The sequence below is a fragment of the Nostoc sp. FACHB-133 genome, from assembly GCF_014698055.1.
Taxonomy (GTDB): Bacteria; Cyanobacteriota; Cyanobacteriia; order Cyanobacteriales; family Nostocaceae; genus Nostoc.
On sequence record NZ_JACJSH010000023.1, the window covers coordinates 83,290 to 99,252 of the forward strand.

The 15,963-nt window shown below is 38.9% G+C and carries 13 protein-coding genes and 1 tRNA gene; 5 read left to right on the forward strand and 9 right to left on the reverse strand.

The features are described from left to right. Position 1: 1 nt before the first annotated feature. A complete protein-coding gene (locus H6G86_RS19715) occupies positions 2-970 on the reverse strand; it encodes a homogentisate phytyltransferase (protein ID WP_190935716.1) in 969 nt (322 codons plus the stop codon). A gap of 427 nt (positions 971-1,397) precedes the next feature. On the opposite strand from H6G86_RS19715, the gene H6G86_RS19720 reads away from it, so the two are divergent. Beyond that, complete coding sequence (locus tag H6G86_RS19720; protein ID WP_190935717.1) at positions 1,398-2,018, forward strand: hypothetical protein; 621 nt, start codon at positions 1,398-1,400, stop codon at positions 2,016-2,018. 30 nt (positions 2,019-2,048) lie between these two features. Here H6G86_RS19720 and cobA read toward each other — a convergent pair whose 3' ends face one another. The 3 genes from cobA to H6G86_RS19735 form a co-directional block, all read right to left on the reverse strand. Beyond that, the gene (cobA, locus tag H6G86_RS19725) at positions 2,049-2,828 is read right to left on the reverse strand and encodes a uroporphyrinogen-III C-methyltransferase (RefSeq protein WP_190935718.1); all 780 of its coding nucleotides are present in this window, start codon (positions 2,826-2,828) and stop codon (positions 2,049-2,051) included. Next, positions 2,825-3,586 carry a sirohydrochlorin chelatase gene (locus tag H6G86_RS19730; protein WP_190935719.1) on the reverse strand — a complete coding sequence of 254 codons (762 nt, stop codon included), beginning with the start codon at positions 3,584-3,586 and terminating at the stop codon, positions 2,825-2,827. Before H6G86_RS19730 ends, cobA begins: the two co-directional genes overlap by 4 nt. A gap of 151 nt (positions 3,587-3,737) precedes the next feature. Beyond that, positions 3,738-4,121 (reverse strand): DUF4359 domain-containing protein, encoded by a 384-nt coding sequence (locus H6G86_RS19735; protein WP_114085803.1) that lies wholly within the window; start codon positions 4,119-4,121, stop codon positions 3,738-3,740. Between the two features lie 124 nt (positions 4,122-4,245). On the opposite strand from H6G86_RS19735, the gene H6G86_RS19740 reads away from it, so the two are divergent. Beyond that, a tRNA-His gene (locus H6G86_RS19740) sits at positions 4,246-4,318 on the forward strand. A gap of 1,193 nt (positions 4,319-5,511) precedes the next feature. Then, the gene (locus H6G86_RS19745; protein ID WP_190935745.1) at positions 5,512-7,932 is read left to right on the forward strand and encodes a sucrose synthase; all 2,421 of its coding nucleotides are present in this window, start codon (positions 5,512-5,514) and stop codon (positions 7,930-7,932) included. 45 nt (positions 7,933-7,977) lie between these two features. On the opposite strand, the gene H6G86_RS19750 is transcribed toward H6G86_RS19745, so the two are convergent. Both H6G86_RS19750 and H6G86_RS19755 read right to left on the reverse strand, forming a co-directional pair. Continuing rightward, positions 7,978-8,532 carry a peptidoglycan-binding domain-containing protein gene (locus H6G86_RS19750; RefSeq protein WP_242064867.1) on the reverse strand — a complete coding sequence of 185 codons (555 nt, stop codon included), beginning with the start codon at positions 8,530-8,532 and terminating at the stop codon, positions 7,978-7,980. 877 nt (positions 8,533-9,409) lie between these two features. After that, a complete protein-coding gene (locus H6G86_RS19755) occupies positions 9,410-10,126 on the reverse strand; it encodes an ROK family protein (protein WP_114085806.1) in 717 nt (238 codons plus the stop codon). 516 nt (positions 10,127-10,642) lie between these two features. Here H6G86_RS19755 and H6G86_RS19760 point away from each other — a divergent pair. Next, the gene (locus H6G86_RS19760; protein ID WP_190935720.1) at positions 10,643-11,146 is read left to right on the forward strand and encodes a 2TM domain-containing protein; all 504 of its coding nucleotides are present in this window, start codon (positions 10,643-10,645) and stop codon (positions 11,144-11,146) included. Positions 11,147-11,803: 657 nt separating this feature from the next. Here the strand turns inward: H6G86_RS19760 and H6G86_RS19765 are convergent. From H6G86_RS19765 to H6G86_RS19775, 3 genes are all read right to left on the reverse strand, one after another. Beyond that, positions 11,804-12,859: a 3-deoxy-7-phosphoheptulonate synthase gene (locus H6G86_RS19765; protein ID WP_190935721.1), complete on the reverse strand. Its 1,056-nt coding sequence runs from the start codon at positions 12,857-12,859 to the stop codon at positions 11,804-11,806. 200 nt (positions 12,860-13,059) lie between these two features. Beyond that, entirely contained in the window at positions 13,060-14,718 is a 1,659-nt protein-coding gene (locus H6G86_RS19770) for an alpha-amylase family glycosyl hydrolase (protein ID WP_190935722.1), read from the reverse strand. A gap of 321 nt (positions 14,719-15,039) precedes the next feature. Next, positions 15,040-15,417 (reverse strand): DUF1823 family protein, encoded by a 378-nt coding sequence (locus tag H6G86_RS19775; protein WP_190935723.1) that lies wholly within the window; start codon positions 15,415-15,417, stop codon positions 15,040-15,042. 215 nt (positions 15,418-15,632) lie between these two features. Here H6G86_RS19775 and H6G86_RS19780 point away from each other — a divergent pair, with 215 nt between their 5' ends. After that, positions 15,633-15,935: an acylphosphatase gene (locus H6G86_RS19780; RefSeq protein ID WP_114085812.1), complete on the forward strand. Its 303-nt coding sequence runs from the start codon at positions 15,633-15,635 to the stop codon at positions 15,933-15,935. Positions 15,936-15,963: the final 28 nt, after the last annotated feature.

Consider the following 15,963-nt stretch of genomic DNA (forward strand, 5'->3'; position numbering starts at 1 on the left):
TCTAAGCCAAAAAGCAGGCAATAGGAAAAATCAGATATTCTATAAAAAAGAGTTTCCAGATAAATTGGTAGAATTGAGCGATCGCACTTTTATCTTGTAAGTCTACCGCTAAACTCCGCCACCACATCCAAACTAACAGCCCTAAATGGGCAATTACCAGAAAGATGGGGTTAATTGAGGCCACGTGTAGCACCCCAACCAGAATTATCCCTAGATAACAGACAGTTATCACCCAAAGAGCTAGATTAAACACAGCTTGGGGCCCTAGTTTAATCGTGAAAGTAGTAATATTGTAGAGGCGATCACCTTCTATATCTGGGATATCTTTAAAGATTGCGATCGCTAAAGTAAACACCAAAATAAACAATGTCAGCACCCACACCACAGGCGGAATTGTTTGGCTTTGTTTAAGCGCCCAACTATAGTGCAAATACAATCCTAAATTAACAATCGTGCCGCGTACCGAAAAAATACACAGCGCCGCCCAAAAGGGAAACTGTTTTAAACGAATTGGCGGTAAAGAGTAAGCAGTACCAATGGCCAAACTAATTGCTACCATACCAAATAAAAATGGCCCAGTTAGCCACGCCACAACTAGCGCCAAAATCCCAGTAGACGCGACAATTAATTGCCCCATCTGTTGAGAAAACTCACCTGATGCCAACGGTAAATGAGGTTTATTAATCTTGTCAATATCAACATCTTCTAATTGATTCAACCCTACGATGTAAACATTGCCACATAGACAAGCAATCCATGCACCGAAAACAGGGGTTAGGGAGCCGGGAGTAGTGAATAAAGAAGCAGTATTATTACTAATGGCAATAGCAATTAAATACAAACTCAACACACTCAGACTTGTACCAATAATCGTGTGAGGGCGAGAGAATTTCCAGAAAGCGTATAACCAATGGAAATATGATTGAACAGGTTTGCGTGGCAAAGGGCTGTTTTGAGAACTCTGGCTCATGAGTACCTTAGATTCAGATTCCGGCTTATTGTTAACTCTGACTTTTCACAAAATTTGGAAAACCTTACTTTCATTCCTCTCTCCTCATTTTGAGAGACTTTGAATTTTCCCCATTACCTACAAAAGTTGGGGCGTTAGGTTCCGCATTAACTTTTCCATATTGTATGAATTGTCAGATTGTTAACCATTGTCACAGAATTTGGTCATTAGCAAGAGCTTTCGTAGGGGAGGTAGCAGTGGGCACATTTGGCCGTAACCTACTCAAAAACCAGTTACACCTAGGAGATGAATAATTAATCTACCCTATGGAAGACTCTCAATCACGAAAAATCTAACAACCGATTATAAAAATACCCCTTCTCGATTCTGCACTCTCTACTCTTCATAAGGTTACAATTTATCAAAAAAGCAAAGAAATAGTTAAATTATGACAGCTAATTTGACACCTGTAGCCAAATTTGACTTTGTTACCGTGCTATCACAGGCTGCGGCTGCATATCGACAAAAAAAAGATACACGCCCTAATACTGAAATATTAGTAAATGCGTTGCTACAAGCAGAAAAATCTGCCAAGCAGAAACGGTTAACTTACCCCTTTGAGTCTCTTCTAGGTAAATGGGAACTTTGCTTTGCCACTGGCACTAAGAAAGCCAGAGAACATGGAGGAATTGTATTAGGCAAGGGTTTGTATGTACCCAAGTTTATAAAAATCCATGTTTCCTTTAATGCCACTTTAGAACAGGATTCAGATAGAGGCGAAATTTGTAATCAGGTTGAATTGGGGAAACTTTTATTGAAGCTCACGGGGCCAGTGCAATATACAGGTAAGAAAAATTTATTGGCGTTTGATTTTAACCAGATGCTTATCAGTCTGTTTGGTCGTGTTGTCTACAACAGACCAATTCGTTCTGATAAATTTCAAACAGAAGATTTCTACAACCAGCCCATAGCTCAATTACCCTTCTTTGCCTTCTTTTTAGTGACGGAAGATTTCATTGCAGCTCGTGGCCGTGGAGGAGGATTGGCATTTTGGATTCGAGAAACTTAAAAACACTTCATTTCACTTTTGCGCCAGCCATCAAACTGGACGACAACTAGACAAAATGCTGTGCATATTTACTACTTGTCCAATGACTGCGATCGCAGGCGCACCAAATCCAGTTTGCTCTACCTGTTCTACAATTGTCTTTAAAGTACCAATCAATTCTTCTTGTTCTGGGCGCGTACCCCAGCGCACTAAAGCAATGGGCGTTTCTGCATTCAACCCAGCTGCACTTAACTGTTCCACAATATAAGGCAGATTGTGAATTCCCATATAAATTACAATGGTTTCGGAACCGTGCGCGATCGCATTCCAATCTACTTTCGGTCTATACTTACCCGCCGCTTCGTGACCAGTTACAAATGTCACTGATGAGCTATAGAGTCGATGAGTCAATGGAATACCTGCATAAGCCGCCGCCGCAATCCCCGATGTGATACCGGGCACAACTTCAGTTGATATACCAGCGTTGACTAATTCTTCCATCTCTTCACCACCGCGACCAAAGATAAACGGATCGCCACCCTTTAACCGCACTACAATTGCATGATCCTGCGCTTTCTCAATCATTAATTGAGTTGTTTCTTCCTGGAACAGCGAATGTTTCCCCCTGCGCTTACCAGCATTAATTTGTTCGGCTTGGGGATTAATCATTGCCAGAATTGCCGGACTCACTAAGGCATCATAGATAACTACATCTGCACATTCCAACAAACCTTTTGCCTTCAGGGTTATTAGACCTGGATCTCCTGGCCCCGCACCTACTAAATAAACCTTTCCCAAATACTCGTTCTCCTGTTTTTCTGTGCGGTTCATCTATCCGTTAAATCCCAAATAAGCTCGGCTAATTCTGCACTTGCTCCCAGTGGCTGCGCCAACTGGAAATTCACCGCAGAAAATTGTAATTTTAGCTCCTCTATGGAGGCCGCGATCGCATCAGTTATTCCACCTGCGAATAAAAAGTATGGCAAAATTGCAATTTCGCTATAACCAGCGGCTACCAACTCTTTCACCCGTGATTCTAAACTAGGAGGCCCAGCCCAATAAGCAGCAACTGCTGACAAACTCGCCGCCATTGCTTCCACAGTTTCTTTGGAACCTGGGCGACGACTACCATGAGCTAAGAGAATCCATGCTTCTGCTTTTATAGTAGATATTTGCTTGGTCAGTAATTTCTCTAAATTGGGGTGAGATCCTAAATGTGGCTGCAAGTCAATCATGATATCTTGACCAATAGCCTGTTGCGCTAGCGCTACTTCGGCGGGAATATCTGTCATCACATGGACTCCCGGCAACAGAAATAGCGGTACAATTTTGAGGCGATTCTCGTTTTGAGATGGTTTGTGTAGCCCAACCCAAGCATCGCCAAAAGCGCTCTTGGCAAATTTTTGAATCTGCTCATGTAAAGGCTGAGGACTCATTTCTAAAGCAGCTATGCCAACCAAATGTTCACTACTTGATGGGTTGTAGTTGTTTGGTAATTTGTTGCATACCAGCTTTGCTAGTTGCTGCATAGCAACTTCTGGGCGCGGATCGCGACTTCCGTGAGATACTAGCAAATAGGCAGATGACATCGGCAAAGCTTGAACTCTCAGTGACTAATGTTCATATTTTACTTAATATTAAGCTAGTGGTAATAATTACTCTGGTGATTATTGAAACTATTATAAATTCCTAAATACAAGTATTCTAAATCACTTTTATATTTTTCCACTTCTGATTGCGCTATTGTTCTTCGGCAGTGTAAGTATAAAATTGATCAAAAGCTCCCACCGTTTCAAATTTGTATGAAGGTATCCAAGAATTTATTTTTAAATCTGTACGGTAAATGCTAAAAATCATAAAATTTTGTCTTTCTGTAGTCCTGGCAATAATTCCTTGAATTTGTGGGTTAGCTGAGTCAACCAACTTATCACAATTAAAATGGATTAAATTTTCTATAATATTCGTAGTTTTTTTGCATACATCGGTTTTTAAGTATTCTGTCAACCGTTGCACTGCATATTCTTCATATTCAACCTGACTGGGATTAGTCTTTGCCATTGTCACACCCAAGGCGGCGAGTCCTGCTGCTGCTCCAGTATATGCAATGATGGTTAGGGGTTTCATGTTTGCCAAGTAAAATACATTGTAATCGTTAGATTTCAGAGACTCTAAATCAGTTGAGTCCGTTCCTTGAACATAAACTCTTGATCGTTTGCCAAATTATTGCTATAATTCAAATTGTTGAATGGCGAGCGTAGCCAAGTGGTTAAGGCAGTGGTTTGTGGTACCACCATCCGCGGGTTCGAGTCCCGTCGTTCGCCCTATATAATTTCATAACGATCCATAAGTTCTTATAAAAGATGGGTTGCGGTTGTGATAATTCATAACCATTACTTTAGCAAGTAACTGTCACCTACAAGTTAATGAACTTGGAAGGATCGCAAATCTGCCATAATTCATAAGAATATATTATAAAGGTTTTGATGTATATAAGCAAATCTACTTGCTAAAAGAAAATTAAGTGTGCAATGTTCACTTCTCTTTTACAAAATGTTGTTTTTTTGCAGAAGTACGTATCTAAGCAACGTCGATAGTGCAGAAAGCTTGATAACCCTTTTTCGTCAATCTCGGATAAATTAACTATTTATATTAATAAGATTCCTGACTTTTTAGAAAAACCAGGAATCTAAGCCTCAGAAGTTTTTGAACGCACATTTAGCCGTTAGAAAATTCCTAGAAGGATGATAAAAGTCAGCCCACAAAAGGCCAGCAAGGAGATAATCAAAATGTTGCCTATACTGTGGTCAGAAGCTATTAACTTAGGTGTATTAGTAGCCATATAAACAGACCCTACTTAAACAACTTTTGCTTAAACTATAACTAATGCAAATAATGATTAGTCTATATTTAAACAAAAATTTATTTTAATTTATTATAGTTTATGTTAAAAATAAATTATTAATTTTTGTTTCATGTATTTAGATATAGATAATAGCAATAGAATAATCTCTATCTGAATTGTCAGAATGTTGGCAACGATCAAAATTGCATAATATATCACCTACACCACTAAAAAAATGAATATTAGCATCCTGGGGAAACCGAAAAAAGTATTGACTTACAAGCATTACAGAAGTTTTTAGCTAAATCTTGATATATTGGTCTGATAATCATCCGATATACGCGAATAAATTATATAGTAAAGATTAAATCAATAATTTTAAGGCACAATAGATCGCGCCTAAATTACTATGAGCTTTTTTAATAACATCTGTCAAAAGAAATAAAAATTGTATTCCTTTAGTTAGAGCCAAAAATACTGAGTCATAGATACTTTAAGTAAAGTAGAACATGATTTAAGTACCTACTGAAAAACTGATACTTTTAGGTACACAGATAAATCATATTTATCTCTATTATTTCATGTTTATATCTGGTCTAACAAAAGGTAGAGGCTTATTTAGTCTCGCCTTGAAAATCAACAATGCAAACATCGTCATCTAGTGGAGTTGCCATGTCTGAATTGCTTCAAGCAGTCTTAGATAGTGAAGAAAGAAGTGATTTGCGTTCCTTTCTTAGTGAATTACGCCAACAAGAAAAGAAGTACTTGCTGCGGAACGACATACTCAATGTATATAGTGAGTATTGCTTAAAGTCCCAGAAACCAGAGGCTTATTACACTACCTCTGAGTTAGGCAAACTGATTTACTATACTCAGGAAATTATTCAGGAAGATTCCAACTTCTGTTTCATCATCCGTTCGAAGATTGCTAGCCAAGAAGTTTATTGGTTAACATCAGACTTGAGCATTCAGCCGATGACCGTACAGGATTTGCTGGATTTGCGCGATCGCTTGGTGAACAAATTTCATCCCAACGATGGCGACCTGCTAGAATTGGACTTCGGCCCATTTTACGACTACACCCCAATCATCCGCGACCCCAAAAATATTGGTAAAGGGGTACAATTTCTCAACCGCTATCTATCCAGCAAAATATTTCAAGACTCCAAGCAATTGCTGGACAGCTTATTGAATTTCTTGCGCCTGCACCATTACAACGGTGTCCAACTACTAGTCAACGATCGCATTCAATCACAGCAGCAACTTTCCGAGCAAGTTAAGAAAGCGATCGGCTTTGTCAATAATCGCCCCGAAGATGAACCCTACGAACAATTCCGGTTCCAATTGCAGTCAATGGGTTTTGAGCCGGGTTGGGGTAACACCGCAGCACGCGTGCGGGAAACTTTAAATATTCTCGATGAATTGATTGATTCTGCCGACCCCCAGACCCTAGAAGCCTTCATTTCTCGTATCCCGATGATTTTTAGAATCGTCTTGGTGTCGGCTCACGGCTGGTTTGGGCAAGAGGGAGTATTGGGTCGTCCCGATACTGGCGGTCAGGTTGTTTACGTCCTTGACCAGGCTAAGAGCCTAGAGAAGCAGCTACAAGAAGATGTTTTGCTAGCTGGTTTAGAGAAATTGAATGTCGAGCCAAAGGTAATTATTCTTACCCGCTTGATTCCCAATAGTGATGGCACTCTTTGTAATCAACGGCTAGAAAAAGTCCACGGTACCGAAAATGCCTGGATTTTGCGAGTGCCTTTACGGGATTTTAATCCCAACATGACTCAAAACTGGATTTCTCGGTTTGAGTTTTGGCCTTATCTAGAAACTTTCGCGATTGACTCAGAAAAAGAACTACGGGCAGAATTTCAAGGCACACCTGACTTAATAGTTGGAAACTATACTGATGGGAATTTAATAGCATTCTTGCTGGCGCGACGGCTAAAAGTTACCCAATGCAATGTTGCCCATGCTTTGGAAAAATCTAAATACTTGTTCAGTAACCTCTACTGGCAAGAATTAGAGGATAAATATCATTTTTCATTGCAATTTACAGCTGACTTGATTGCGATGAATGCTGCCAATTTTGTTGTCAGCAGCACCTACCAAGAAATTGTCGGTACACCGGATAGCGTTGGACAGTACGAGTCTTATAAGTGCTTCACCATGCCGGAGTTGTACCATGTTACCAATGGCATTGAATTATTTAGTCCCAAATTTAATGTCGTACCGCCTGGAGTAAACGAAAATAATTACTTCCCCTACACCCGGACTAAAGATAGAGTCGAGAGCGATCGCCAACGCCTTGCGGAAATACTCTTTACTCTGGAAGACCCCACGCAAATATTTGGCAAACTCGACGATCCTAACAAGCGCCCTCTCTTCTCAATGGCGCGTCTTGATCACATCAAAAACCTCACAGGTTTAGCTGAATGTTATGGTCAAAGTAAAGAATTACAGGAGCATTGCAATTTAATTTTGGTGGCGGGTAAGTTACGTGTAGAGGAATCAGGCGACAACGAAGAACGTGACGAAATTATCAAACTCTACCAAATAATTGAGGAGTACAATCTCCACGGAAAGATTCGTTGGCTGGGTGTGCGCCTAACTAAAACTGATTCTGGTGAAATTTACCGAGTCATTGCCGATCATCAAGGAATTTTTGTACAACCAGCTTTATTTGAAGCTTTTGGTTTGACAATTTTAGAGTCGATGGTTTCAGGCTTACCGACTTTTGCCACACAGTTTGGTGGGCCACTAGAGATTATTCAAGATAAGGTTAATGGCTTTTTGATTAACCCAACAAATTTAGATGAGACAGCCACAAAAATTGTGGATTTCATTACTAAATGCGAACAGAATCCTAACTATTGGAATGAAATTTCGCAGCGAGGAATTGACCGAGTTTACAGTACCTATACTTGGAAAATTCACACTAGCAAGCTGTTATCATTAGCGCGGATTTATGGCTTCTGGAACTTTACCTCGAAGGAGAATCGGGAAGATTTGTTACGTTATCTTGAGGCTTTGTTCTATTTAATTTATAAGCCAAGAGCGCAACAGTTATTAGAGCAGCATAAATATCGGTAATTTGTCATTTGTCATTAGTCATTTGTTATGGCCAAGGACAAATGACTAAGTTGTCAACGCCCGCCAAGTTCGCTGACCAACTATTCCATCCGTTCCTAAATTCTGCTGGTTTTGAAAGGCTTTGACAGCAGTTTCTGTCAGTGCGCCATAAATCCCATCCACTCTTACGGCATAACCGTTAGCCACTAATAGCCGTTGTAAGACTCTGACAGCAAGACCAGAGCTACCGAAATAAAGAGTCGGCATTGGTTGGCTACTAAACCTCTGGAAACGTCCTGTAGCCTTTATGCGGACTTGGCCTACAGACTGAGAATGCTTTTTAGACTTACCTAAGTTAGAAGAAGCTAGGAACTGATTATTTTTGCTGATTTTCTGAAGTATGTGTCCTTTCTCTAGTGCGATCGTTGAGGGAGAAGCCTGGGAAATCTCATCTGTCTGTATAAATTCAGGTGGTGTGACTTGAGCAGTTATCTCCGACTCATTCTGTTTTGACTGCTTTTCGTCATTTTCCATCTGAACTAATTGCTGTTGTGGCAAATTGGTTCCAAATGCTTGTCTTATTGTTAATACGCCCGTCATCATCAGGCCAATTTCAGTCATTGTAGTTCATTTTACTTTAACCAATATTTCTTTTAACTAACAACATTGCTGCTGTTCAGGATAATACATACTGACTAAATAAAAAAGTCATGTACTAATTTTTCAGATAATATTATCATGCTCATATTTGCTCACCTCCGATTCCATCTAATGAGACTAATATTATTAGTTTTGTGCCTTTTTTATCTTCAATCAAGCCACGAACTTCTAAGATATGCTATTTAAATCAACGGTTTAGACAATAACATACTATATGATTCTCTGGGAATGCCATCAAAGAAGTTTTTCTCGTTACCTTTGGCTCATGCTTGATATGCTGATGCTACTTTTAGCATATTTATACTACCAGCAAAAATCCTGTGAATTCTCTGAGTCTGTTTTTTAAGCATTTATCAATGCAAGATTTGACAATAATGATAAACTCTTGATTTTAAACAATTTGTCCTCCTTTAGAGGGGGTTATCAACTTTTTATCAATCACTTTTATATCGCAGGATACATGCTGGTCGTCACACCATTATCTAGTTTTGTCAACTTTAATCTGGAAATATTCAGCTATGTTTCCTAAATATTTGCTTTGTAATTGAATTTATATGGCTCCTTCGCCCTATTCTCAGAAAACACATACTTCGACCTTAAGAAGATGAAACCGCACAACGTTGTTGTACGGTCTTGAATTTCAACTAGAGTTGAGACTACTGCATGACAAAGTTAGATGGTAGCAATGTAAATAATGTGTATACAGTTCTCTGCTTAACCTGTGTTAATTTTTATAACATTTTTAAATGTTAAGAAAGGATGCACCTTATAGGCGCGTAGGTATAGCTCGCCCTTAGACATTGCTTAGTACGCTTAGTTGTGGATGTTGAAAAACTTTTTACCTTTTTTCATCTCGCCACAAAGCGATACCACCTAATAAACCAGTAATATTAGGGATGAGTTTTACATTTAAAGGTAGCTGGAAATTCACTCTTACAGCTTCACCACCGCCAATGTAAAGGTAATCATAATTGAACAGATGTTGTAAGGATGCGATCGCCTTTTCTAAACGCCTATTCCATCTTTTATCACCAATTTTTTCTAACTCTGCACGCCCTAACTGCTGCTCAAAAGTCTCTCCTTTGCGAAACGGATGATGTCCCATTTCCATATTTGGTACTAGCTTACCGTCTACAAATAAAGCTGAACCAAACCCTGTACCGAGAGTAATCACCAGTTCTACACCTTTACCTGCGATCGCCCCAAACCCCTGCATGTCTGCATCATTAATCACCCGTACAGGCTTGTTTAAGTGTTTTAATAATGCTGTTTCCAAATCAAATCCAATCCAATCTGGATGTAAGTTTACCGCCGTTTCCGTGACTCCGCATCGAACCACGCCAGGAAAACCCACCGAAACACGATGAAATTCACCTTGAGCAGCAGCTAACACAACAATTGCATTAATTACAACATCTGGTGTAGCAGGTTGAGGTGTATCTAAACGCGCTCTTTCTGTTACAGGACTTCCTGTAATATCTAAAACCATAGCCTTAACGCCACTACCACCAATATCAACCGATAGGGTACGAATCGATCCATTTTCTTCAACCATTGAGTTACATCCTTGTTAATGCTTGTTCTTTCGATATTATGCTCTGCTGCATCCGATCGGATTCGGATATTTGGAGAGTCTTTATATTGAGAGGAAAGTGGAGGAGATGAGTTCTCTACTCAACTTAGCGCCAGCAAGGTTTGAGCAACTTATGTCTTAAGATTGAAGAATCGTTCGTGGCTACCCTGCTCCTCACAGAGACGCTCCAGCCTGGAGAGTGCCAAGCCTATCGACAATCACAGTTTACTAGTAGTTCGCTTTCGTGACTTGGCGGGGTAAAGGGTAAGGGGAAAAGGTTTTAAATCCCTTACCCTTTCCCCTTTCCCCAGACCTCACAAGCGCATTTTTGAGTTGGCAGACTACTAGTCATGAGTCCTGAGTAGTATATCAACACATTAGACGCACGACAACATCCATATTTGCTAATGTAGAGATAATGGAAATAGTACTGGCATAGCTGCTTAAAATCTATCGTGCAGCAAATTTCTATTAAAAGTAATAATAAGAGAAAGAATTATGACGGCGTTTGAACCCCAAAGCATCCGCTCTTATAGCCAAGAAGATGTCCAACAAATTCTACACTTAGCGATCGCTCGTCAAGCTAATGACAAAAATACAGAATTTTCTTATGAGCAGATATTAGAAATTGCTGCTGAGTTAGAAATTTCACCTGATTCTTTAAAATTAGCCGAGCGCGACTGGTTAGTACAACAAGGTCAAGTCCAACAGCGAAAAGCTTTTGACGCTTACCGGATTAGAAGATTTCAGAAGCGTCTAGGGAATTATGCAATTTTTAATGGCTTTTTTATACTGCTAAATTTACTAACTGGTGGCGGATTTTCCTGGTCGCTGTACATTTTGCTATTCTGCGGATTACCTGTAGGACTGGATGTATGGAATACTTTTCAAATCAAAGGCGAAGAGTATGAAATAGCATTCCAGAAGTGGAGCCGTAATCATCAGATTAAGAAAACCATCAGCACAGTTTTGAATAAGTGGTTTAAGGCATTACAGGCTTAGTAGATTTGCTTGGCTAAGGTAACTCTCTGTAGACATCGGTAACTCAAAGAAAAACCCCGCAGGAGAAACGGGGTAATATTTACCGCTACCTACATTTGTTGTGTAACATCACTTAAATAAAATTTAAAGAAACACAGCAATTATTAGGATTAAAATTGATATTACATGATTGACTAAAAGTATTGTTTCTATCTTTATACTGAGATGAGGGTCTATCAATAGTCTGAAAGATGATTTTATCTACAAGTACTTTTCAGATAATAGTAGGTGAAGCAGTTAACAATATTTTTGAGTTGTAAAAGATTAGATAAGCCAGATTATACCTAAATACGGTTTAGTTAAGGGTAAAAACTAAAAGTGGTGTAGCTTGGGTTTCGCTATTCCTCAAAGCAACCTACTATTTTTCTTAACCCAAGCGTATTAGGTTATATCTGGCTGGAAAACCGAGATTTATTCTTACAGCAAATAATAATAGACTGATATCACAATACCAATAGATATGAAACAGCATCTATAGGAAAAACGAGGAAAGCAAAAAAGTTATTGTGTTCATAGCCGTTTCTGATAAATACTAAATAACGTGTAAAGTTTTACACGTTATTACTACAAGCGTTGGTGATTAAGATTCAAACCCTCTGAAAATCCCAATTATGGTATTTACTTAAGTTTTTCGTAAGCAGCCATAATAATTTTTTCGGTTTCTTCCCAACTAATACATTTATCAGTTATAGAAACTCCATATTTTAATTCTTCTTTACCAGTAATTGGTTGACTACCTTCATACAAATGTGATTCCAGCATCATGCCAACTATTGATGTATTACCATCTACTATTTGCTGAATAATATTTTCTAAAACAGCACCTTGTAATTTGTAATCTTTATTAGTATTTCCGTGGCTACAGTCGATAACAATTCTTGGTGGTAAATTCGCCTGTTTTAATTTATCTTCTACTAATTTGACATTTGCTGCATCAAAGTTGGGTTGACTACCACCTCTTAAAATTACGTGACCATAGCCATTCCCTTTAGTTTGAAAGACGCTGACTTGTCCGTTTTGATTAATTCCCAGAAAATTATGCGGGTTTCTAGCTGATTGTAGGGCATTCAAAGCTACTTGAATATTGCCATCAGTACCGTTTTTAAAACCCACAGGCATCGAAAGTCCACTTGCCATTTCACGGTGAGTTTGTGATTCGGTCGTGCGTGCCCCAATAGCAGACCATGTAATCAGTTCACTAATGTATTGAGGTATGATTGGATCTAATGCTTCTGTACCCGCAGGTAATCCCAATTCTGTAATTTTTAATAACAGATCGCGTGCAATTAATAAACCATTCTCTACATGGAAAGAATCATCCATATCTGGATCGTTAATTAATCCTTTCCAACCGACGGTTGTTCTTGGCTTTTCAAAGTATACACGCATTATTAGTAGCAGCTTATCCTGAACTTGCTCAGACAAAGCTTTCAACCTTTCAGAATATTCGAGCGCTGCTTTTGGGTCGTGGATTGAGCATGGGCCAACTACTATAAACTTTCTCCGATCCTGAAAATCCAGGATATCTTCTATTTCCTGTCTGTATGCTAAAACTCTTTGTTCGGCTAATTGTGTTAAAGGTAATTTTGATTTTATTTCATTGGGAGTTAATAAAATGCGATCGTTCTCAATGTTAGCGTTGTCGATATTACTATTAAATAATTTGTTGTGCATGGGGATGCTTTGGCAATTTTATATACGCACTTCAACTCAAAAGTGTAACACAAACCAATGAAATTTTAAAATAGCTTATTTTGTGCTTGACAAATTTCTAATTACACTGTATTTCGGAAATGTAATAACTTAAAAAGGGGAGAATATTTCCCCCCTTTCTTTTTGCTATTGGATTACTGACTCAGTGTTAGTGTATATAATTACTGCCATACAAACACTTTAGCTTCGTATGGGCCCAAGTCAGTGATGATGCCATCATCACCAGATTCGACATCATAATTGCCTGTCCATTCGTGCCATGTACCAGCACTAGGAAAATTAGGAACATGATAGCCAGCTAGGAAATTTTCTGAGAAATTTGCGATTACGACTACACGAGAACCTTCATCATTCCAACGAGTATAAGCTAATACTTTTGCCTCTGGATTTTCGTGGATAAAGTCAATATTTTCTGTGTAGAGAGCGTGATTACTTTTACGCAGGTTGGTTAAGCCTTTGTATGATTCAAATAAACTACGATTAAGATCGTTACCTAACAGAGTCCAATCAATTTTTGATGATTCAGGTTGTTTGGGTTTGTACTCACCAAATTCCTCTCCCATCCAAATCAAAGGTACGCCAACAGCAGTCATTAGGATGGCAACTCCTAATTTAGCCCGTCTAAAGGCTTCTTCGTCAAAAATCTCACGGTTCCCCAATTCAACCATAATGTGGTTATGGTCATGGTTGGTGAGGTAATTTACTACATTCGTAGCACCCAAGAAGCCTTGGCGTTTGCAGTCAATGACATCTTTGAGACGCTCTAAATCAAATGTATCACCGCAGATATGTTCTAGAATGCAGTGATAGAAACTATCATGCCAGCAACCATCCATTGGCCCGTCTGCATTGGTAATGCTGGTAGTTTCAGGAATGTGTTCAGCAACGTTGTAAAAAGGCTTTGCACCAGCAGTTTTTTTGGCTTCCTGAACAATCCAGTGCATGAAGTCGTAATTAGCAATTTGCCGTGCTGCATCATAACGAATACCATCAAGATGATATTCCTGAATCCAGAAACGAATTGTTTCACCAATAAATTTCCGCGCTGGATGGATCTCTAATTTTTCATCATAATGTTCGTAATTAAACTCAGGCCCCCAGTTATTATCAGGGTCACGAGGTTCATGATGATACCAATAATCGTGGTCAATTTGTGTTAGGGGAGCAGATGCTTCTGAGTGGTTATAAATACCGTCAATAATCACACGAATGCCTCTACCATGACACTCATCAATCAATTTTTTTAACTCAGCAGTAGAACCATAGCTTGATTCTGTTGCAAAAAAGTGGCGAGGATTATAACCCCAACTATAATCACCAGGATATTCTTTAAGTGGCATCAACTCAATAGCATTGACTCCTAGTTCACACAAATAATCTAACTTTTCACTGACATGTTTGTATTTACCTCGTGCATAAGGATCATCCTCGCCACCAGAAAAGTCACCAACGTGTAATTCATAAATTACTAATTCTTTGTCAGCAGGTAAAGGTTTATCATCATGTTGCCAGACATAAGTATCAGTAATTCTTTCACCATCTTTTACATGGATGACACTATCATCTTTTCCACTCAGTTCATCTATATCAGTTGCATAAGGGTCTGTAACATCAACCCATTGTTCTGGTTCAAAAAACCATGAATTTGACTGGATGCGAAATTTATATTTATAAACGCCGTCTTCTAGTTCAACACTTGTACGAAAATAGCCATCATCACCTTTTTTCATTGGTATTTCTTGCCAATCAGAAAAAGAACCAATTAATGCGGCTCCTTTGTTGTATGGTGCAAATAAATTAAATTCAATTGGCTTTGCCATAGAAGTGTTTGTAATATCAAGGGTTGATAGACGTATTCTCTGATGCTTAATTGAATTTACAAATCGGTCTAGAGAAATAATTATTTAACCAGCGCTTCTCTCTTGAGGATGAGTTTATAAATATTTTATAAAAATTACTATATTTTGGCGATTTTTGACTGTTGATCGCATTTGTTTTTAACCTAAAAAACTACTAAACTTTAAATACTATTAATCAAGCTACAAAATTTATATAAATAAGCTAATGACTTTTTATGATTTTTTAAATGGCAGATATTTAGTAAAAAAATATGTTTTTGTCTAAATATCTGCTGTATCAGATTATTCAATTTTGCCGTTAGTTTGTTGTAAATAACTTAAAAACCAATTTGCCGCCGTTGCTCTGCGAGTTTGCCGTGGCCCAAATTCACCAATTTTGTACCCTTTGAAACCCAGCTTTTCTTTTAGCATTTGTTTGTTTTCAGCAGGGATGGAACGAGTTAACTTCACTGTTGCAGGGCGAGATTCTATGAAATTTGGTGGTTGTGGGTAATCCTCTTGCCATTCTGGTGCAACTTGGCTAGTGTCCCATTGTGCAGTTGAAGAATCATAGCGATAGCCTAAATAATGCCATAGCAACTGGTTGACTGTAGCATCATCAAGTTTATCCTCAAGAATTGCCCAAATTGTTGCTGTATTGAGTGGTGGCAGGTTAGACATAAGCAATTCAAAATTCCAGGTTGAAAAACGGACTGCTACTTAATTAAATTCACAACAATTAGCAGAGTAGTGAAAAATACTTTATCATTACTCTGCTACACTCCCAAAGATAGGGATAATTGCGATCGCACCTTCAGGGCATGACGCTTGGAGTCAAAAACAGATTGTGTATACACAAACTAGGTAAACTGGAATCGTAAAGATTAGACCAGTTTATGCAGAATTCTACAGCACTGCCAAAGATCATTCGCGCCCATGTATTCATTTCTGGCCGAGTCCAAGGAGTAGGTTATCGCTATTCCACTGTCGATACAGCTAGGCAGTTGGGATTAACCGGTTGGGTGCGAAATCTCCCTGATAATCGAGTAGAGGCAGTCTTTGAAGGGGCGCGAGAGGTTGTAGATGATATGGTTCGCTGGTGTCACTCTGGGCCGCCTGCTGCTGTAGTTAAAGATGTTGTGGTTGAGTATGAAGTACCGGAAGGGTTACGAGGATTTGAAGTTAAGCGGGTTGATTAGAGAGTTAGAATATCTTCTATTGTGTCTC